General features: G+C 66.1%; 19 protein-coding genes. 7 read left to right on the plus strand and 12 right to left on the minus strand.

Annotated elements, in window-relative coordinates; genetic code table 11:
• Positions 1-160: 160 nt before the first annotated feature.
• The 4 genes from AC50X9_RS08510 to AC50X9_RS08525 all read left to right on the plus strand — a co-directional run bounded on the left by AC50X9_RS08510 (position 161) and on the right by AC50X9_RS08525 (position 3,482).
• Positions 161-916 (plus strand): amino acid ABC transporter ATP-binding protein, encoded by a 756-nt coding sequence (locus AC50X9_RS08510; RefSeq protein WP_494892388.1) that lies wholly within the window; start codon positions 161-163, stop codon positions 914-916.
• Between the two features lie 105 nt (positions 917-1,021).
• A complete protein-coding gene (locus AC50X9_RS08515; protein ID WP_494892390.1) occupies positions 1,022-1,903 on the plus strand; it encodes a glutamate ABC transporter substrate-binding protein in 882 nt (293 codons plus the stop codon).
• Positions 1,904-2,001: 98 nt separating this feature from the next.
• Complete coding sequence (locus AC50X9_RS08520) at positions 2,002-2,652, plus strand: amino acid ABC transporter permease (RefSeq protein WP_494892392.1); 651 nt, start codon at positions 2,002-2,004, stop codon at positions 2,650-2,652.
• On the plus strand, positions 2,649-3,482 hold the full coding sequence (locus AC50X9_RS08525; RefSeq protein WP_494892400.1) for an amino acid ABC transporter permease: 834 nt from the start codon (positions 2,649-2,651) through the stop codon (positions 3,480-3,482). The genes AC50X9_RS08520 and AC50X9_RS08525 overlap by 4 nt, the downstream gene beginning before the upstream one ends.
• 150 nt (positions 3,483-3,632) lie before the next feature.
• Here the strand turns inward: AC50X9_RS08525 and dapE are convergent, their stop codons facing one another.
• The gene (dapE, locus tag AC50X9_RS08530) at positions 3,633-4,772 is read right to left on the minus strand and encodes a succinyl-diaminopimelate desuccinylase (protein WP_494892494.1); all 1,140 of its coding nucleotides are present in this window, start codon (positions 4,770-4,772) and stop codon (positions 3,633-3,635) included.
• Between the two features lie 96 nt (positions 4,773-4,868).
• Between dapE and dapD the strand changes: the two genes are divergently transcribed.
• Complete coding sequence (gene dapD, locus AC50X9_RS08535; RefSeq protein WP_494892404.1) at positions 4,869-5,879, plus strand: 2,3,4,5-tetrahydropyridine-2,6-dicarboxylate N-succinyltransferase; 1,011 nt, start codon at positions 4,869-4,871, stop codon at positions 5,877-5,879.
• Between the two features lie 68 nt (positions 5,880-5,947).
• On the plus strand, positions 5,948-6,793 hold the full coding sequence (locus tag AC50X9_RS08540; RefSeq protein WP_494892406.1) for a hypothetical protein: 846 nt from the start codon (positions 5,948-5,950) through the stop codon (positions 6,791-6,793).
• A 22-nt stretch (positions 6,794-6,815) separates the two neighbouring features.
• Here AC50X9_RS08540 and AC50X9_RS08545 read toward each other — a convergent pair whose 3' ends face one another.
• From AC50X9_RS08545 to fdxA, 5 genes are all read right to left on the minus strand, one after another.
• Positions 6,816-7,427, minus strand: coding sequence for a hypothetical protein (locus AC50X9_RS08545; RefSeq protein ID WP_494892408.1), 612 nt, complete (start codon positions 7,425-7,427; stop codon positions 6,816-6,818).
• A gap of 47 nt (positions 7,428-7,474) precedes the next feature.
• Positions 7,475-8,131 (minus strand): TetR/AcrR family transcriptional regulator, encoded by a 657-nt coding sequence (locus AC50X9_RS08550; protein WP_494892410.1) that lies wholly within the window; start codon positions 8,129-8,131, stop codon positions 7,475-7,477.
• A 190-nt stretch (positions 8,132-8,321) separates the two neighbouring features.
• On the minus strand, positions 8,322-9,605 hold the full coding sequence (locus AC50X9_RS08555) for a citrate synthase (protein WP_494892412.1): 1,284 nt from the start codon (positions 9,603-9,605) through the stop codon (positions 8,322-8,324).
• Positions 9,606-9,832: 227 nt separating this feature from the next.
• Positions 9,833-10,981 carry a succinyldiaminopimelate transaminase gene (gene dapC, locus AC50X9_RS08560; protein ID WP_494892414.1) on the minus strand — a complete coding sequence of 383 codons (1,149 nt, stop codon included), beginning with the start codon at positions 10,979-10,981 and terminating at the stop codon, positions 9,833-9,835.
• Positions 10,982-10,993: 12 nt separating this feature from the next.
• On the minus strand, positions 10,994-11,320 hold the full coding sequence (gene fdxA / locus AC50X9_RS08565; protein WP_056425597.1) for a ferredoxin: 327 nt from the start codon (positions 11,318-11,320) through the stop codon (positions 10,994-10,996).
• 167 nt (positions 11,321-11,487) lie between these two features.
• On the opposite strand from fdxA, the gene AC50X9_RS08570 reads away from it, so the two are divergent.
• Entirely contained in the window at positions 11,488-11,745 is a 258-nt protein-coding gene (locus AC50X9_RS08570) for a putative acetyltransferase (RefSeq protein WP_494892417.1), read from the plus strand.
• 224 nt (positions 11,746-11,969) lie between these two features.
• Here the strand turns inward: AC50X9_RS08570 and AC50X9_RS08575 are convergent, their stop codons facing one another.
• From AC50X9_RS08575 to AC50X9_RS08600, 6 genes are all read right to left on the minus strand, one after another.
• On the minus strand, positions 11,970-12,779 hold the full coding sequence (locus AC50X9_RS08575; protein ID WP_494892419.1) for a type IV toxin-antitoxin system AbiEi family antitoxin domain-containing protein: 810 nt from the start codon (positions 12,777-12,779) through the stop codon (positions 11,970-11,972).
• A 345-nt stretch (positions 12,780-13,124) separates the two neighbouring features.
• Positions 13,125-13,502 carry a hypothetical protein gene (locus tag AC50X9_RS08580; RefSeq protein ID WP_494892421.1) on the minus strand — a complete coding sequence of 126 codons (378 nt, stop codon included), beginning with the start codon at positions 13,500-13,502 and terminating at the stop codon, positions 13,125-13,127.
• 31 nt (positions 13,503-13,533) lie between these two features.
• Complete coding sequence (typA, locus tag AC50X9_RS08585; protein WP_494892423.1) at positions 13,534-15,462, minus strand: translational GTPase TypA; 1,929 nt, start codon at positions 15,460-15,462, stop codon at positions 13,534-13,536.
• Positions 15,463-15,806: 344 nt separating this feature from the next.
• Positions 15,807-17,525, minus strand: a complete 1,719-nt coding sequence (locus tag AC50X9_RS08590) for an ABC transporter ATP-binding protein (protein ID WP_494892425.1) — start codon at positions 17,523-17,525, stop codon at positions 15,807-15,809.
• Between the two features lie 11 nt (positions 17,526-17,536).
• On the minus strand, positions 17,537-18,487 hold the full coding sequence (locus tag AC50X9_RS08595; RefSeq protein WP_494892427.1) for an ABC transporter permease: 951 nt from the start codon (positions 18,485-18,487) through the stop codon (positions 17,537-17,539).
• On the minus strand, positions 18,477-19,406 hold the full coding sequence (locus tag AC50X9_RS08600) for an ABC transporter permease (RefSeq protein WP_494892429.1): 930 nt from the start codon (positions 19,404-19,406) through the stop codon (positions 18,477-18,479). Before AC50X9_RS08600 ends, AC50X9_RS08595 begins: the two co-directional genes overlap by 11 nt.
• Positions 19,407-19,502: the final 96 nt, after the last annotated feature.

Consider the following 19,502-nt stretch of genomic DNA (forward strand, 5'->3'; position numbering starts at 1 on the left):
CCCGGGCAATTTCCCGGCGGCAATGACTCCCCCGGCCTGCCGGTCAGGATACCTGAAGCCCCCCGAGGCATCCTGACCTGCAGGTATCTCTTGAATCACGATCTCCACGAAGTGGGAGTGATTGCAGTCATATTGCGGCAATGTTCGCTAGATTCTTCTTATGACTACTCAAGTGCCCGGCGACGCGCTCGTCTCCCTGAATGCCGTCAATAAGCATTACGGCCAGTTGCACGTCCTGAAGGACATCAACCTGAATGTCCGCAAGGGCGAGGTTGTTGTCGTCATCGGACCGTCGGGTTCCGGCAAGTCGACTCTTTGCCGGGCCATCAACCGTCTTGAGACCATCGACGACGGTGTGATCAAGATCGACGGCAAGGTCCTGCCCGAAGAGGGCAAGGAACTCGCAAAACTCCGCGCCGACGTCGGCATGGTCTTCCAGTCCTTCAACCTCTTCGCCCACAAGACGATCCTCGAGAACGTCACGCTGGGCCCGATCAAGGTCAAGGGCATCTCGAAGACCGAGGCGGACAAGGACGCCATGACGCTCCTGGAGCGCGTCGGCGTCGGACACCAGGCGCCCAAACTGCCCGCCCAGCTGTCCGGCGGACAGCAGCAGCGCGTGGCGATCGCCCGCGCCCTGGCCATGAAGCCGAAGGTCATGCTCTTCGATGAGCCCACCTCCGCGCTGGACCCGGAAATGATCAACGAAGTCCTCGACGTGATGATCCAGCTGGCCAAGGAAGGCATGACCATGATCGTGGTCACGCACGAGATGGGCTTCGCCCGCAAGGCCGCGGACCGCGTGGTCTTTATGGACGGCGGCCAGATCGTCGAGGACGCCACCCCTGAAGAGTTCTTCACCAACCCCAAGAGCAGCCGCGCCAAAGACTTCCTCTCCAAGCTGCTGACGCACTGATTTAGCACTTGGTTCGCGCTGATTTCCCGCAATTTTCCTCCAAGAGTGATCCCCCGTTTCCGCACCCTGGCCGCCGTATGGCGGCCGTCCAATGAAAGGAATGTCATGAAGGCATTTTTGACCCGAAGGAAATCCCTTCTGGTAGCCGCATCAGCGGCTCTGGCCCTCAGCCTGAGCGCCTGTGGCGGCGGCACCACCACTTCGAACCCGCCCGTCGCCGAGAAGCCCAGCTTCGCTGCCGACACCACCATGGCCAAGCTTTCATCCGCCGGCAAGATCGTCATCGGCACCAAGTTCGACCAGCCGCTGTTCGGCCAGAAGGGCCTCGACGGCAAGCCCGTCGGGTTCGACGTCGAAATCGGCAAACTGATCGCCGGCAAGCTGGGCATCCCCGCCGACAAGATTGAATGGGTCGAGACGGTCTCCGCCAACCGCGAACAGTTCATCAAGCAGGGCAAGGTCGACATCATTGTCGCCACCTACACGATCAACGACAAGCGCAAGACTGAAGTCGACTTCGCCGGACCGTACTACGAGGCCGGCCAGGCGCTGATGGTGAACAAGGACAACACGACCATCACCAAGCCCGAAGACGTCAAGGGCAAGAACGTCTGCTCCGTGACCGGTTCCACCCCCGCCGGCACGATCGTCGAGAAGTACGGAGCAGTGCTGGTTCCGGCCGCGACCTACTCCGCCTGCCTTGAGCCGCTGCGCAACAAGCAGGTTGAAGCGATCACCACCGACAACGTCATCCTGGCCGGTTTCGTGGCCAAGGAGCCGGACGCCTTCAAGCTGGCCTCGGACGAGACCTTCACCAAGGAGCCGTACGGCATCGGCCTGAAGAAGGACGACACCGCCTTCCGCACCTGGATCAACGACCAGCTGGAAGCCTTCGACAAGGACGGTGCCTACAAGAAGGCCTGGGAGGCCACTGCCGGTACGGTCATCAAGACCGCTCCCGCGCTTCCCGCGATCAACCGCTACTAGCCAGGTCTGGCGGTTGCCGGGGCACGCGCCCGACGCGGCCCCGGCAGCCGCCAATCCTGTCTCCCGTCCCACCCCTCTCAAGGCAGCCGAAGGAACCTATGGACGTCATCATTGAAAGCCTCCCCCAGTATTGGGACGGCTTTCTCAGAACCCTTTTCCTGTCCGTGGTTTCGGGGATCTTCGCACTGATCTTCGGCACCCTGCTGGCAGCCGCCCGCGTCTCGCCCATCGCCGCGCTGCGCGGCTTCAGCATGACGTACGTGGAGATCGTCCGGAACACCCCGCTGACCATCGCCTTCTTCTTCGCGGCCGTGGTCCTGCCCCGCCTGGGGGTGACGTTCCAGCAGTTCGAAGTCGCCGCGATCATCGCCCTGAGCGCCTACACCTCGGCCTTCATCGCCGAGGCGGTGCGCTCCGGCGTCAACAGCGTCCCGGTCGGCCAGGCCGAGGCTGCGCGCAGCATCGGCATGAAGTTCAGCCAGGTCCTGAACCTGATCATCCTCCCGCAGGCCCTGCGCACGGTGATCCCGCCGATGATCAATATCCTTATCGCCCTCGTCAAGAACTCCTCGGTGGCCGGCGCCTTCTACGTGCTGGAACTCTTCGGCTACGGCCGCCAGCTCGCGAACGCCAACGGCGACGCCGTGCTGTGGGTCCTCGTCGGTGTCGCCTTCTTCTACCTGCTGATAACCGTCCCGCTTGGCTATGTGGCCAACCTGGTTGAACGAAAGGTGGCGATCGCCCGATGAGTTCAGTCCTTTACGACGTCCCCGGCCCCAAGGCCCGCCGTGTGTCACTGATCGGCTCGATCGTCGGTGCCGTTGTGATTGCCGGGCTGCTCTGGTGGGCGATCACCATCCTCGCCCGGCAGGGCATTTTCGAGGCCGACCGCTGGGCTGTCTTCCAGATTCCCGATGTGTGGGCGCTGATCGGCAACGGTATCGTAGCCACACTCTCGGCGGCGGCCCTTGCCGCGGTCATCGCCTTCCCGCTGGGTCTGCTGCTGTGCCTTATGCGCATCTCCGATGTCGCCTGGATCCGGGTCCCCACCCGGATCGTGCTGGAATTCCTGCGCGGCATGCCCGTCGTCCTGATGATGTTCTTCGTGCTGTTGGTGTTCGCGACCGGATCGTTCGTCGCTGTCGTGGCCGGCCTGGTGCTCTACAACTCCGCGATCTTCGCGGAGATCATCCGCGCCGGCATCCAGTCCCTGCCGAAAGGCCAGCGTGAGGCGGGCCTCGCGATCGGCCTCACCAGCTTCGCCTCCCGGCGCAGCATCGAACTGCCGCAGGCCATCCGGCGCATGCTGCCGTCCCTCGTGGCACAGCTGGTGGTGCTGCTGAAGGACACCTCGCTGGGCTACATCGTGTCCTACGAGGAACTGCTGCGCAAAGTGCAGATCATGGCCGACTTCCTCGGCCCGGACTACCTGTTTCCGGTGTTCTTCGTGGCCGCGGCGATCTACATCGCCATCAACTTCTCCGTCTCCCGCCTCGCGATCTGGATTGAGAAGCGCGGTACCAAGAAGGCCGCCGGCGGCGTGGCGAACGTGCCGGTCGCCGGGATCCCGGTCAAGTAGGCGCCGCGCAGGGTCCCCTCCTTGAGCGGTCCCCGCCGCACGGCCTGCTCCTGAGCCGGCCGCCCGGCGGGGCCGCCCGGAACGCCAAAAGGTCCGGAACCCCGAGTGGGTTCCGGACCTTTTGCGTTGCCTCTTGGGTAGCCTCCGGCCTTACGCTGTGAGCCAGCTCCGCAGCACCCGCAGGCATTCGCGGATCGCGTCGGCCTCGACGTGTTCGTTGTCCTTATGCGCCAGCAGGGCGTCGCCAGGCCCGAAGTTGACCGCCGGGATGCCCAGCTCGCTGAAGCGGGCGACGTCGGTCCAGCCGTATTTCGGCTTGGGCGCGGCACCGACCGCGGCGATGAAGGACGCCGCCGCCGGGTGGTTGAGTCCCGGCCGCGCTCCGGCGGCGGCGTCGGTGCGGACGACGTCGTAACCGTACAGCAGCTCCCGCACGTGCTGCTCCGCCTGGTCCGGGGTCTTGTCCGGGGCGAAACGGTAATTGATTTCCACCACGCACCGGTCCGGGATGACGTTGCCGGCGGTCCCCCCGTTGACCTTCACGGCGTTGAGGCTCTCCCGGTAGTCCAGGCCGTCCACGGTGATGGTCCGGGGCTCGTACGCGGCGAGCCGGGCGAGGATCGGGGCCGCCGCGTGGATCGCATTGCTGCCCATCCAGGCCCGGGCGGAATGCGCGGCTTCACCGACTGTGGTGGCTTCGAAGCGGATCGTGCCGTTGCACCCGCCCTCCACCGTCCCGTCCGTGGGTTCCAGCAGGATCGCGAAGTCCCCGCCCAGCAGGCTGCCATGGTTCCGGACGAGCCGGCCCAGCCCGCTCTTGACGGCCTCGACTTCCTCGTGGTCGTAGAACACGAAGGTGACGTCTTTGTCCGGTTCCGCGCCGCCGTCGAACAGCCCTGCGGCCAGCGCCAGCTGCACCGCGACGCCGCCCTTCATGTCGGTGGCACCGCGGCCGTAGAGGATCCCCTCGCCGGGCGCCCCCGAGGGCCAGTAGGACGGGACGGTCCCGAGCGAGCCGTCGGTGGCGGGCAGTGGGACGGTGTCCAGGTGACCGGCGAGGATGACCCGTTCGGCGCGGCCCAGATTGGTGCGGGCGATGATCGAGTCGCCGTCTCGGACCAGCTCCAGCTGCGGGACGGACCGGAGGGCATGCTCCACGGCGTCGGCCAGTTCCCCCTCCGCGCCGGAGACGCTGTAGATGTCGATGAGCCCGGCGGTCAGCAGCGCCACGTCCTGGTGCAGATCCAGGCGGGGGGCCGCGTGCGGGCGGGGGTTTGTTTGGGCGTTCAGGTCCGAGGCAGTCACCGTCCCACTTTATCCGCTGCGCTCCCCCGTTGCGCTGTCACGGGTTTCGGGGAGCGCGGGCGCCGTCTATAGACTTGGGGCATGACTGAAACCGCTTCTTCCGCTGTGCCCGCAGACGCCCGCTCCGCCTATGGTTACGGCGTCGCCACGATCGCCACCGGCAACGGTGAAGCCACCGTCCTGGACGTCTGGTTCCCGGCCCCTGCCCTCGGCACCGCGACGGAAGTCCTCCGCGATGTGGCCAACGCGGACCAGACCCTGATCGACATCGCCGAAACCGGAGCCGACGCCGACCGCGGCACCGAACAGAAGGTCGTGTTCGTCCAGATCCACCTCGACGAGGCGCCGGCCGACACCGCCGACGCGTACCTGCGCCTGCACCTGCTCTCACACCGCCTGGTGCAGCCGAACAGCATCAACCTGGACGGCATCTTCGGCAACCTCCCCAACGTGGTGTGGACCAACTTCGGCCCCGCCGCCGTCGAGGGCTTCGAGCTGACCCGGGCACGGCTGCGCAAGCGCGGCGCCGTCACCGTCTACGGCGTGGACAAGTTCCCCCGGATGGTCGACTACGTCATCCCCTCCGGCGTGCGCATTGCCGACGCCGACCGGGTCCGCCTCGGCGCGCACCTGGCCGAAGGCACCACGGTCATGCACGAGGGCTTCGTCAATTTCAACGCCGGCACCCTGGGAACGTCGATGGTGGAAGGCCGGATTTCGGCCGGTGTCGTCACCGGCGACGGGTCCGACGTCGGCGGTGGCGCCTCGATCATGGGGACGCTGTCAGGGGGCGGCAAGGAAAAGATCTCCCTGGGCAAGCGGGTGCTGCTGGGCGCCAACTCGGGCGTGGGTATCAGCATCGGCGACGACAGCGTCGTCGAGGCCGGCCTCTACGTCACGGCGGGTACCCGCATCCGGGTGGTCGGCGCCAAGGACGCCGACGGCGAGGACACCAGCCAGATCGTCAAGGCCGTGGAGCTTTCCGGTGTCCCCAACCTGCTCTTCCGCCGCAACTCCTCCACCGGTGAAGTTGAGGTCCTCCCCCGCAAGGGCCAGACCGTCGAACTCAACGAGGCCCTGCACGCCAACTAAGCTTGGCTTCGCAAAGCCAGGCTTTGGCGGAAGATACCGGCCCTCAATGGGCCCGAGGGAGTAGTTACGTGGCACGCAGAGGCAAGTGGCGGCGTCGGGTCGTGCTGCTGCTAACCCTGGCCCTGGTCGTGGGCGGGATCTACACCGCGGTGGCGTTCGTGCAGCGGTCGGAGGTCCTCATCACGGAGCGCTGCACGGCGGTAGGCGCGGGCAGCTTCGAGCTGGCCACGGACCAGGCCGCCAATGCCGCCCTGATCAGCGCGGTGGCCGTCCGCCGGGGATTACCGGCCAGGGCGGCGAGCATTGCGCTGGCCACGGCCATGCAGGAGTCCAAGATCCGGAATATCGGCCACGGCGACCAGGCGGGCCCGGATTCCCGCGGGCTCTTCCAGCAGCGCCCCTCACAGGGCTGGGGCACCACGGAGCAGGTGATGGACCCGTACCACGCCAGCAACGCGTTCTACAATGCGCTCGTGAAGGTACCCGGCTACGAGACGCTGGACATTACCGTCGCAGCGCAGCGCGTCCAGCGCTCCGCGTATCCTGACGCCTACGCCCAGCACGAGGTGATGGGCCGCGCTTTCGCCTCATCGCTGACCGGGCAGACCGCAGCGGGCCTCGACTGCACATTGCGGGACCCGGAGGCGGCCGGCGATCCGGCTGCCGTGCAGGAGCGGCTGGCCGCTGATTTTGGCGGCCTTCCGGCCTCCACGGAGGGCAGCACCCTCGTGCTGGAAGCAGCGGGAACCCCGGCCTGGGCTGTCGCGCACTGGGCGGTGGCCAACGCCAAGGCGCTCTCCGTCACGGAAGTGCAGGCGGAGGGGCGGAGCTGGACACGGGAGGCCCGCAACGGCTGGCAGTCCGCCGAGACACCTGCCGGACAGATCAGGATCACGGTCGCCGAGGCGCCGTAGCGTCTCAGACCAACGTAGGCTCTCAGACCAACAGGTCCACGACGGGCTGCACGTAGCTGCGGAACAATTCCGGCTGGGACAGCAGGTCGGCGCTCATGATGATCTTGTCGGGCTCCAGGTACCAGGCCCGCGGCTCGGCAAGGGGCAGTTCGATGATGGTCAGGGCGAAGTCATTGGCGGCGCGGCCCACCTCGAGCAGCCGGTCGTCGACCATGTCCTGCAGCAGTTGCACCCCGCCGACGGCTTCGCGTTCAGCCTCCACGGCAAGGTACTCGGAGCGGCGCTCCCGGGCCCACGACAGCGCCGCTCCGAAGTGCGCCTGCAGCACCCGCCGGAGCGCGGGGGAATTACTGAAGGCGCGGAACCCGGGCGGTCCCAGTTCCGGCGACATCTCGGGGTGCGATTTCAGGATTTGCTCCCACCACGCTTCCCATTCAGTCTTGAGGGCGCTGAGCCCGCCCACCTCCGCGATGAGATGGGTGTGGTCGACCGGCCGGATCTTGGGTGCCGCATGGGACAGCGCCGGGTGCCCCGCACTGTCCAGGCCGGCTGCGTCGCGAACGTAAAGTGCAATAAGCATCTGACCCGAAGTGTCCATGGTGATCCGCCAGCCCGGCCCGCCTGTGTGGTGCATCCGATTGCCTCCTTGGCAAGACGTACGTCTCCAGTGTATTCCTCAAGTTAACGCAGGTTAATGGCCGCGGGCGCAGCGCCCAGTCCGGCGAGGTGGGACTCCAGCACGTCGCTGCACATCTGCGCGGTCATCCATTCGGGCTGCAGCAGGGCGTGCATGGTGAGCCCGTCCAAGGTGGCCAGCAGCCGTTCCGCCTCGGTGACCAGACGCTGCTGGTCGTTGCCGGCGTCTGCGTCGTCGGGACCGGCCGAACCCGCCAGGTCCAGTACGACCCGTCCGACGATTGCTGCCACGGCGCGGTGGCTCCGGTCCGCTGCCGGAACCAGGAAAGGCTTGGTCCGGGCGGCGTTCTTGAACGCCATCCAAACACAGGCGTCTATGGCTCGTTCGTCATCCAGCGGAAGAAACTCGCCCAGCAGGGTTAATACGCCCTGATGGTGTTCCGGGGTGCCGGGCCGTGCCTCCGCGAGCCGGTCATCGGCTGCCGCCAGCCGGGTCAGGATCCGGTCCACAACGACTCCGAAGGAATGCAGCAGGAGTTCGTCGCTGCTGGCGAAGTAGTGCCGGACCGACCCGACCGCCAGTCCGGCCTCGTCTGCAACTTCGCGGAGTGATGCCCGTTCCAGTCCGTCCGCTCCGACGATCCGGAAGACTGCTTCGACGACTTCCTGGCGCCGCAGTGCGGCGTCGACAAATTTGGGCATTCGTCCTTTTTAGCACGGTTGTGCCTGCACGAAGGCGGGCCACACCGGCAATCGGCCTCCCACCTCGGCCGATGGTCATCTCCGCCCCCATGGGCACCGTCCCCGGGGCCTGTCCCCGGACGCAAACGACGCCGGCAACGCACCTCGTGAGGTGCGCGGCCGGCGTCGTACTCCTGATGCTTCTAAAGCATTAAACCGAGGGGTAGTTGCGCTCCGGCTCACCGATGTAGAGCTGCCGCGGGCGGCCGATCTTGGTGTTCGGGTCGCTGATCATTTCGCGCCACTGGGCGATCCAGCCGGGCAGCCGGCCGATCGCGAAGAGCACGGTGAACATTTTCTCCGGGAAGCCCATGGCCTTGTAAATCAGGCCGGTGTAGAAGTCAACGTTCGGGTAGAGCTTGCGCTGGATGAAGTAGTCATCATTCAGGGCCTTCTCTTCGAGGCGCAAGGCGATCTCCAGGAGTTCGTCGTTGCCGCCGAGCTTGGAGAGGATCTCGTGGGCCGTGGCCTTGACGATCTTGGCGCGCGGGTCGTAGTTCTTGTAGACACGGTGTCCGAAGCCCATGAGGCGGACGCCGTCTTCCTTGTTCTTGACCTTCTCCATGTAGTCCTCGGGCTTGGTGCCGTCGGCCTGGATCTGGCGCAGCATCTTCAGCACGGCCTCGTTGGCCCCGCCGTGGGCGGGCCCGAACAGCGCGTTGATCCCGGCGGACACGGACGCGAAGAGGTTGGCGTTGGACGAGCCGACCAGCCGGACCGTGGAGGTCGAGCAGTTCTGCTCGTGGTCGGCGTGCAGGATGAGGAGCAGGTCCAGCGCCTTGGCGACGACCGGGTCCACCTCATACTGCTCGGCGGGCAGGCCGAAGCTCAGCCGCAGGAAGTTCTCCACGAGGTTGTGGGAATTGTCCGGGTAGAGCATGGGCTGGCCGATGCTCTTCTTCAGGGCGTAGGCGGCGATGACCGGCATCTTGGCCAGCAGCCGGTAGGTGGAGACCTCCACCTGCTCGGCGTTGAAGGGATCCAGCGAGTCCTGGTAGAACGTGGACAGCGCTGACACGGCCGAGGACAGCACCGGCATCGGGTGGGCGTCGCGCGGGAAGCCGCTGAAGAAGCCCTTCAGCTCTTCGTGCAGCAGGGTGTGGTGGCGGATCCGCTGGTCGAACGCTTCCAGTTCGGTGGCGCTCGGCAGGTTGCCGTAGATCAGCAGGTAGGAAACTTCCAGGAAGCTTGAGTGCTTGGCGAGCTGCTCGATCGGGTAGCCGCGGTACCGAAGGATACCGGCGTCGCCGTCGATGTAGGTGATCGCGGAGGTGGTCGCCGCGGTGTTCATGAAACCGGGGTCAAAAGCAACGGCCCCGGTCTGCTTCAGCAGCTTGGAAACGTCGTAGCCTTCGTTTCCTTCTACAACCTGGATGCGCGGGAGTACGAGCTCGCCGCCGGCATGGCGCAGGGTTGCGCTGGTGGTCTCAGTCATGGAGTCTCCTCTGAGGCCTCGGGGCCTCTGTAGAAAGCTGGTCCTACTTCTGGTGAAGCCGCCCACGGAACCTGTTTAGACACGGATTCCAACGGCTGCGCTGCCTTCTTGTGGAAAGCCACCATTGATAGTCAGTTAAAAACTACCGCCAGATTCCGGGTGGAACTAATCCAAGGCGGTCCGGTACGACCCAAAACGCGCCAGTTGTGGCGCGTGTCACAGCATTGTTACGGGCCGATGGCCAGACGTGATGCCGCGGCGTCGATCCGCTCGTCGTTGGCGGTCAGCGCGACGCGGATGAATCCGTTGCCCGCCTCGCCGTAGAACACCCCGGGGCCGACGACGATCCCGCGGTCCGCGAGCCGGCCGACAGTGTCCCAAGTGGGTTCGCCCGCGGTGGCCCAGAGATACAGTCCCGCCCGGGATTCGTGGATGGTCAGTCCGAAGCGCTCCAGTGCCGGCACGATCCGTTCCCGGCGCCCGCGGTAGCGGTCCTTCTGGGCCTGGACGTGGGAATCGTCGCCGAGGGTCACCCGCATGGCTTCCTGGACCGGGTACGGGACGATCATGCCGGCGTGCTTGCGGCTGTTGACCAGGTTCGCCATGATGGCTGGGTCTCCGGCGACAAAGGCGGCACGGTAGCCGGCAAGGTTTGATTGCTTGCTCAGCGAGTACACGGCCAGGAGGCCCTCGTGCGAGCCCTCCGCGACTTGGGGATCCAGGATGCTGGGCACCGGGGCACCGCCGCGCTGGACGTCCCATTCGCCCCAACCGAGTTCGGCGTAGCACTCGTCCGAGGCCACGACGGCGCCGAGCTCACGGGCCTGCCGCACGATCCGGCGGAGCGACGCGGCGTCCCGGACACTGCCGGTGGGGTTCGCCGGGGAGTTAACCCAGATGAGGCGCACCCGTGCCCGGGTGGCGGCGTCGAGCTCATCCAGATCGTCCGCGGCGATGTGCTCCGCCCCGGCGAACGTGGCGCCAATGTCGTAGGTGGGGTAGGCGACGGTGGGGCGGACGACGACGTCGCCGGGCTTGAGACCAAGCAGGAACGGGAGCCAGGCCACCAGTTCCTTGGAGCCCACCGTGGGCATGACGTCCCGCGGATCCAGCCCGGGCACGCCGCGGCGGCGTTCAAACCAGGCCGCAATCGCGTCGCGGAGCCCGGCCGTGCCGTGGACCGTGGGGTAGCCGGGGGCGTTGGCCGCCGCGCGCAGCGCCTCCTGGACCACTTCGGGGGTGTCGTCCACCGGGGTCCCGATGGACAGGTTAGCGACTCCCCCGGGGTGGCCGGCTGCCCTGGCGATGTACGGCGCCATGGCTTCCCACGGGTAGTCGGGCAGGCTGAGGCCGAAGCTGCGCAGCGCAGATGTCACCGACGCCCCGCCTTAGCTCTCTTGGTTCTGCGGCGGCAGGGCGGCGATCATCGGGTGGTCCGTGTGCGTATTGCCGACCTTGGCTGCCCCGCCCGGTGACCCCAGAACATCGAAGAACTCCACGTTGGCCTTGTAGTAGTCGGCCCATTCCTCGGGGGTGTCATCCTCGTAGTAGATGGCCTCGACGGGGCAGACCGGCTCGCAGGCACCGCAGTCAACGCACTCGTCGGGGTGGATGTACAGGGAGCGCTCACCCTCGTAGATGCAATCGACGGGGCACTCTTCAATACATGCCTTGTCCTTGACATCTACACACGGCTGCGCGATTACGTACGTCACGTCCCTGGCCTCTCCACGTTGGTTCCGGCGGCTGCCGGATCACTGCTCCCGGCCTGAGCGCCGGGCTGCTGACTACTGAGCCTATTATCTCCCAGCCTATTCCCGCGAACCTAGCCGGACGTCACACGGGGCGGAACTGTCCGATCTCGCGGCCCTAGGATGAAGGGATGGATTCCCCGATGCCGTTGCCCCAGGCGTTCCTTGCCGCTGCTGAGCTGGGAACCCGGGTCGTTGTCCGGTACCGGATTGAGGGTGGCCTGACGGATGCCCTCGGTGACCTCGTGGCACGCACCGACAGCGCCTGCACGATCCGCACCCGCCGCTCCGATGTTGTGGTCCCGCTCGCCCTGGTGGTGGCCGCCAAGCAGGTCCCGCCCGCCCCGCCCCGCCGCGGCACCCCGGCCCAGGGACATGCCCTCCCCTGACCTCCCCGCCCACCGGACATGCACTCCCCCGACCGCAGCCGACGGACATGTTGCCACTTTGTCCATCCCTGCCCGCGACCGGTGGACATGCCCAGTCGTCCGGCCAGCAAACGATGGACATGTCCCGGCGATCCGGCACGCAACGTTGGACATGTCCAGCGAGCGCTGTGAAAGCAGGACATCACCAGCGGGGCTCGACCTTGCCTCGGCGGATGAGACGGGTGTTAGGCGGCGGCGGTGAGCTGGTTCAGCGTGTCGCGGACCATGGCAATGAACTCTTCGGGCCGGTACCGGAGCATTGGATAGCTGACAACAAGGGTGGGGATGCCGCGCCGGGTCGTGACGTTCCACCGGCGCCGGTCCTCCTCAAAGCTCGCGCGGTCCATGTGGAATTCCGCCCCATCGGCCTCGATGCCGAGCCTGCCATCGACCATGAGATCAATGTGGCCCATGCCGGGGATGTTGACCTGGGACTCCACATGAAAGCCTGCCCTCCGCAGCCAGTAGCGGGCCATGCACTCGATGATCGACTGTGATTGCGGGACGATCCTGGCCACCGTCCGACGCTGCCTCAGATCGTTGCGGCCTGCCAAGCGTTGCCGGAGCCCGGAGAGCGGCAAGCCTTTGACGACGACGGCGGACTCCGCAATGACGAGGCCGTCGAGGTCGGGAAGGCAACGCAGACTTTGCACCACTGTGTCGAGCAGAGTGGGCGGTGCGGCGGACCGGTGGCAGACAAATCCGTGATAGCTGCGGCTGTGCGGGACCGAGATATGCGGGTGCGACGGCGGTTCAAGAACCCAAAGGCCCTGGAACTGCGCTGCCGTGACACACGCGGGCTCCGCCGGCAGCGACCGGATGGAGACGAGTCCGGCGTCGGCACCCGGGACTGCATAAACGCCGCGGGCCACCCGGGACACCGCGCCCCGGGCTAGGGCTGACTTCAGCTGGCAGTCCGAGACTCCCGCGGCAGCGAGATGTTTGGCGCGGGCGACGCCATCGTAGTTTGCAAGCACTTCGGTGATATTGACCATGCGGACATCGTGGCGCCGGCGCCAGCGCCCCGGACAGGGCCGAGCGCCGCTATGTGCAAAAGGGCATGTCCCCCGCGCTCGGCCTGTGAGGAACTTCCCACCGTCAGCACTGGGCATATCCCCCGGGTGGGGCGGGGAGTGAGGGAGGGACAGGTCCGGTGGCAGGAGCGGGCGGTGGACATAGTGGCGTTATGTCCACTCGCAGCCCTGAGGAATGGGCATGTCCCGCGGGCGGGCGGCGCGCGAAGGAGGGGCAGGTCCGGTGGCAGGAGCGGTCGGTGGACATAGTGGCAATATGCCCGCTGGCAGCCCTGAGGAATGGGCATGTCCCGCGGGCGGGCGCGGCTACGTCCGGGTGGGCCGGTAGCGCCGGCACCAGGCCAGCATGCCGACTGTGACCACCGCGATGCCGTAGATCCAGAGATTCCCGGCCAGGTCACCGATGATCAGACGCTTGCCGTTCTCCAGGGTCGACCACCAGCCTGCCAGCGCGTAGCAGAGCGCACCGCAGACCGCGGTCGGCAGCACGGAACGGAAGGCGGCGCCGAGCCAGAGCTGGACGGCGCCCAGCAGCAGCAGCGCGGCGGCGGCACCCCACGGCAACTCGACCCCGGCGAGCAGGATGTCCTGGCCATGCAGCGCGGTGCCCGCGAGGGCAGCAAAAAGAGCTGCCGGCACGGCGGCGGCAAGACCGCCTGCCGTACCGGCAGCTCTTCTATTCACAAATAGTCCGTTTCAGCGCAGGACGCGGAGACTAGACCTTCGCGCGGGCCCGGTTGGACTTGGCGCGCTGGTTGACGTCCAGGATGAGCTTCCGGATGCGGATGGAATCCGGGGTGACCTCGACGCACTCGTCTTCGCGGGCGAATTCGAGTGACTCTTCGAGGGTCAGGTCGCGCGGGGGCGTCAGGTTCTCGAAGGTGTCGGAGGAAGCGGCACGCATGTTGGTGAGCTTCTTTTCCTTGGTGATGTTGACGTCCATGTCATCGGCGCGGGAGTTCTCGCCGACGATCTGGCCTTCGTAGACCTCGGAGGTGGGGCGCACGAAGAAGGAGCCGCGCTCCTGCAGGTTGATCATCGCGAACGGCGTCACAACACCGGCGCGGTCGGCGATCATCGAACCGTTGGTGCGGTATTCGATCGGGCCGGCCCAGGGCTCGTAGCCCTCGGAGATGGAGGCTGCGATGCCGGCGCCGCGGGTGTCCGTGAGGAACTTGGTGCGGAAACCGATCAGGCCACGCGCCGGAACGATGAACTCCATCCGGCACCAGCCGGTGCCGTGGTTCGCCATGTTGGTCATGCGGCCCTTGCGGGCAGCCATGAGCTGCGTAACGGCGCCCAGGTACTCTTCCGGCACGTCGATGGTCATGTGCTCCATCGGCTCGTGGACCTTGCCGTCGACGATCTTGGTGACAACCTGCGGCTTGCCGACGGTCAGCTCGAAGCCTTCACGGCGCATCTGCTCGACCAGGATGGCCAGCGCGAGCTCGCCACGTCCCTGGACTTCCCAGGCATCCGGGCGCTCGGTCGGGAGCACCTTGAGGGAGACGTTACCGATCAGTTCCTTGTCAAGGCGGTCCTTGACCTGGCGGGCCGTGACCTTGGCGCCCTTGACCCGGCCGGCCAGCGGCGAGGTGTTGATACCGATGGTCATCGAGATGGCCGGGTCGTCAACGGTGATCAGCGGCAGCGGCTGCGGGTTGTCGACGTCGGTCAGGGTCTCACCGATGGTGATTTCCTCGATACCGGCGACGGCGACGATCTCGCCCGGTCCGGCGGACTCGGTCGGAACGCGGTCCAGCGCCTTGGTGGCCAGCAGTTCGGTGATCTTGACGTTCTTCATTTCACCGTTCGCGCGGGCCCAGGCAACGGTCTGGCCCTTGCGCAGGGTTCCGTTGTAGATACGCAACAGTGCCAGGCGGCCGAGGAACGGGGAGGCGTCCAGGTTGGTGACGTGCGCCTGGAGGACACCGTTCGGGTTGTAGGTCGGGGCCGGGATGTGCTCCATGATGGCCTGGAAGAGCGGCTCGAGGTCCTCGTTCTCGGGAGCGGAACCGTTGGCGGGCTGCTCGAGGGACGCGCGGCCGACCTTTGCTGCGGCGTAGACGACCGGAACGTTGAGGATCTTGTCCAGGTCCAGGTCCGGAACTTCGTCGGCGAGGTCGGAGGCCAGGCCCAGGAGCAGGTCCATGGACTCGTGCACAACTTCTTCGATCCGCGCGTCGGGACGGTCGGTCTTGTTGACCAGGAGGATCACCGGCAGGTGCGCGGCGAGGGCCTTACGCAGGACGAAGCGGGTCTGGGGCAGCGGGCCCTCAGAGGCGTCAACGAGGAGGACGACGCCGTCGACCATCGACAGGCCGCGCTCGACCTCGCCACCGAAGTCGGCGTGGCCGGGGGTGTCAATGACGTTGATGGTGATGGTCTCGCCCTTGGAGGACGGTCCGTTGTAGGCCACGGTGGTGTTCTTGGCCAGGATGGTGATGCCTTTTTCGCGCTCGAGGTCGCCGGAGTCCATGACCCGGTCTTCGAGGTGGTTGTGTGCGGCAAAGGAGTTGGTCTGCTTGAGCATGGCGTCGACCAGGGTGGTCTTGCCGTGGTCAACGTGGGCCACGATCGCGACGTTGCGCAGGTCACTGCGCGATGCAGTGGCTACCGCGGTGTTGGTGGTGGTTTCAGACATGCGTTATTGCTCGATTCAGTGGTGAAGTCAGCTGTTGTATCGCGACATTTCCAACCGGAACGCACGACGGTTACGCCCCTTTGGCACAGGGCACCTTCATCCATTCTAAACGCTAGGGGTTTTATTGGCCTAAATTCGCTAAATCCCGCAGCGCGGCCGGGGTAGTCAGGACGGGAAATCGACCCACGGAGGTGAGCAAGATCACTGATTTTCCGGACACCAGGCGCCGCCCACACTCGTTTAAACGGCCGGAGCCGGCGCCCACCCCACTGGGGCGGACACCGGCTCCGGTGCACTGCAGCTGAGGCCGATCAGCGAGCTGCTGACCGGCTCACGTCAATCTGTCAGGCAACTTCCGGGGGCAGCATCAGGCGCGCACCCGGGATGGCGTTGAGCAGCGCCTTGGTGTAGTCCTGTTGAGGCGCGTCGAAGACGTCGTCGGTCGAGCCTGTTTCCACCAGCTTGCCCTTCTCCATGACGCACACGTGGTCGGCGATCTGCCGGACCACTGCGAGGTCGTGGGTGATGAACAGGTAGGTCAGGCCGAGCCGGGACTGCAGTTCCGCCAGCAGGTTCAGCACCTGCGCCTGCACCAAGACGTCCAGCGCGGACACGGCCTCGTCGCAGATGATCACTTCGGGATCCAGCGCCAGGGCCCGCGCGATCGCGACACGCTGGCGCTGCCCGCCCGAGAGTTCGTTCGGGTACCGCTGCATGGTCGACTGCGGCAGTGACACCTGGTCCAGCAGCTCGCGGACCTTCTTCTCCCGGCTGGCCTTGTCACCGATCTTGTGGACCCGCAACGGCTCCTCGACGGTCCGGTAGATGTTGTACATCGGGTCCAGCGAACCGTACGGATCCTGGAAGATCGGCTGCACCCGGCGGCGGAAGGCGAACAGTTCCTTGCTTTTCAGCGCAGACGTGTCGACGCCGTCGAAAATGATCTTGCCCGACGTCGGCTCCAGCAGGTTCAGCACCATCTGCGCCACGGTGGACTTGCCGGAACCCGACTCGCCCACGATCGCCGTCGTCGTTCCCCGCTTGACGCTGAAGGAGACGTCGTCGACGGCGGTGAAGTCGGTTGACTTGCCGAGCCCGGAACGTAGCTTGAAGACTTTGCTCAGGTTCTGGATCTGCAGCACGTCTTCCGTCAGCGTCGGGGCAACCACGGCAGCCTCGGCGGGGGCCAGCAGCTCGTTCGTCGAGAAGCCCAGCTCCTTGGCCGCCTGGATCCGCCGTGACGCCAGCGACGGCGCCGAGGCGACCAGCCGCTGCGTGTACGGGTGCTGCGGGTTCTGCAGCAGCTCCAGGGACGGACCGGCCTCGACGACGTTGCCGCGGTACATCACCACGACCTTGTCCGCACGCTCTGCGGCCAGGCCGAGGTCGTGGGTGATGAGCAGCACGGAGGTGCCCAGTTCCGCGGTCATCGCCTCCAGGTGGTCCAGGATTTGGCGCTGCACCGTGACGTCCAGGGCCGACGTCGGCTCATCGGCGATGAGCAGGCGCGGCTGGCAGGATAGCCCGATCGCGATCAGGGCGCGCTGGCGCATGCCGCCGGAGAACTCGTGCGGGTACTGCTTGGCCCGCCGGGCGGCGTCCGGCAGCCCGGCCTGGGCCAGGACCTTTGCGACGTCGTCCGGGCCGCTGGGACGGCCGTTGGCCTTCAGCGTCTCCTTGACCTGGGCACCGATCTTCCAGACCGGGTTCAGGTTGGACATCGGGTCCTGCGGGACCATGCCGATGATGTTGCCGCGCAGTTCGATCATCCGCTTTTCGGAGGCATGCGCGATGTCCTCGCCGTCGAGCAGGATCTGCCCGCCGGCGACGCGGCCGTTGCCGGGCAGCAGCCCGATCGCTGCCAGCGCCGTCGTGGACTTGCCGGAGCCAGACTCGCCCACAATGGCTACCGTCTCGCCGGGCATGATGGTCAGGTGTGCGTTGCGCACGGCCTGGACCTCGCCGCTGCCGGTTTTGAACGAGATCGCGAGATCGCGGATTTCCAGCAATGGCCGGTCTACCGGGGTTCCGGCCTCGTGAATCGTGACGTCGGAAGTTGTCATGTTTGCCTCCTTCATCGCTGACGGCTCTTCGGATCGAGGGCATCACGGAGGGCGTCGCCCAGCATGATGAAGCTCAAGACGGTGATGGACAGGGCTGTTGCCGGGTAGAGCAGCACAGCCGGGTTGGTGCGGATGGAGGACTGCGCGGCGGAGATGTCGTTGCCCCACGACATCACGGAGCCGGGCATGCCGATGCCGAGGAACGAGAGCGTGGCTTCGGCGACGATGAAGACGCCGAGTTCCATGGTCGCCAGCACGATGATCGGTGCCAACGCGTTCGGGAGCACGTGGCTGACCAGGGATCCCAGCCGGGAGACGCCGAGCGACCGGGCGGCCGTCACGAAGTCGGCGTTGCGCACCTCGATGACGGCGCCGCGGGTAATGCGGGCCATCTGCGGCCAGCCGAGCACCACCAGGACCAGGACCACTGTCCACACCCCGCGGTTTTCCCGCATCAGCGGAAGCTGTGTCAGGACCAGGGCTCCCAGGACGATCGGAAGGGCGAAGAAGATGTCGCCGAGTCGGGCGATCACGGTATCCACCCAGCCGCCGAAGAAGCCGGCCAGCGCGCCGAGGGTGACGCCGATGATCAGCACGCAGATCACCGAGAACACCCCGACCATCAGCGAAGCCTGGGTGCCGTGGATGATGCGCGAGTAGATGTCGCAGCCCTGGAAGGTGAAGCCCAGCGGGTGACCATCGGTGGGGGCACCGTTGGAGTTGGCCAGCTCGCAGCCGTTGTCCGGGGCAACCTGGGTGAAGAGCCCGGGGAAGACCGCCACCACGATAATCAGCGCGATCATCACCGCGGAAATGATGAAGAGCGGACGACGCCGGAGCTTGCGCCAGGCGTCTGCCCACAGGCTCAGCGGGGCGTCTTCGACCTTGACGGCATCCGTTGCCAGCAGAGGGGTTTCCTCGACCGGGGCAACAAAGTGCTCGGATGTTCGATTAGTTTTCATAGCGGATCCTCGGGTCAAGCCAGGCGTACAGCAGATCGACCAACAGGTTGGCGAGAACGAAAACCAGCACCAGGACGCTCACAATGGCGACCACGGTGGGGCCTTCACTTCGGAGAATGGCCTGGTACAGCTTCTGGCCAACGCCGGGGACATTGAAGATGGCTTCGGTCACGATCGCGCCGCCCATCAGGCCGCCCAGGCTCGCGCCGAGGTAGGTGATCACAGGGATCAGCGAGTTGCGCAGGACGTGGGTCACCACGACCTGGCGCCGGGCCAGGCCCTTGGCGGTGGCGGTGCGGACATAGTCGGCGTTCATGTTTTCGATGACGGACGCACGCGTCAGGCGCAGCACGTAGGCGAAGGACACCATGCCGAGGACCACTGCGGGAAGGATCAGGCTTCCCCAGGTGACATCCGAACCGACTGTGGGTTTGGCCCACCCCAGTTGGACGCCAATCAGCAGCTGCAGCGCGAAACCGAGCACGAAGGTCGGAATGGCGATCACGACCAGCGACAGGATGAGGACTGTGCTGTCGAAGATGCCGCCCTTGCGCAGACCGGCGACAAGGCCAAAGGCGATGCCGAAGACGCCCTGGATGATGAGCGCCTCAATGGCGAGCATGGCCGTGACGGGGAAGACGCGGGCGAGGGTGGCGGCGATCGGCTGGCCGGTGAAGTCGACGCCGAGGTTGAAGGTGAACAGGTTCTTCAGGAACAGGCCGTACTGGACCCAGAACGGCTGGTCCAGGTTGTACTGCTGGCGCAGCTGCGCGATGACCGCCTCGCTCGGCGGGCGGTCGCCGAAGAGCGCGCGGATGGGGTCGCCCGGAAGGGCAAAGACCATGAAGTAGACGAGCAGAGTGGTTCCGAGAAAGACCGGAATAACCTGCAACAGGCGCCGAAGGATGAACTGGATCACAGCCGCACCTCCGGTGAGATGGTCGTACGAAGGGAAATCATGGGACAGCTTCCTGCCGGTTTCAAGCGTATGGGGGCCCGGCAAGGCCGGACCCCC

Source organism: Pseudarthrobacter sp. HLT1-3 (assembly GCF_059383535.1).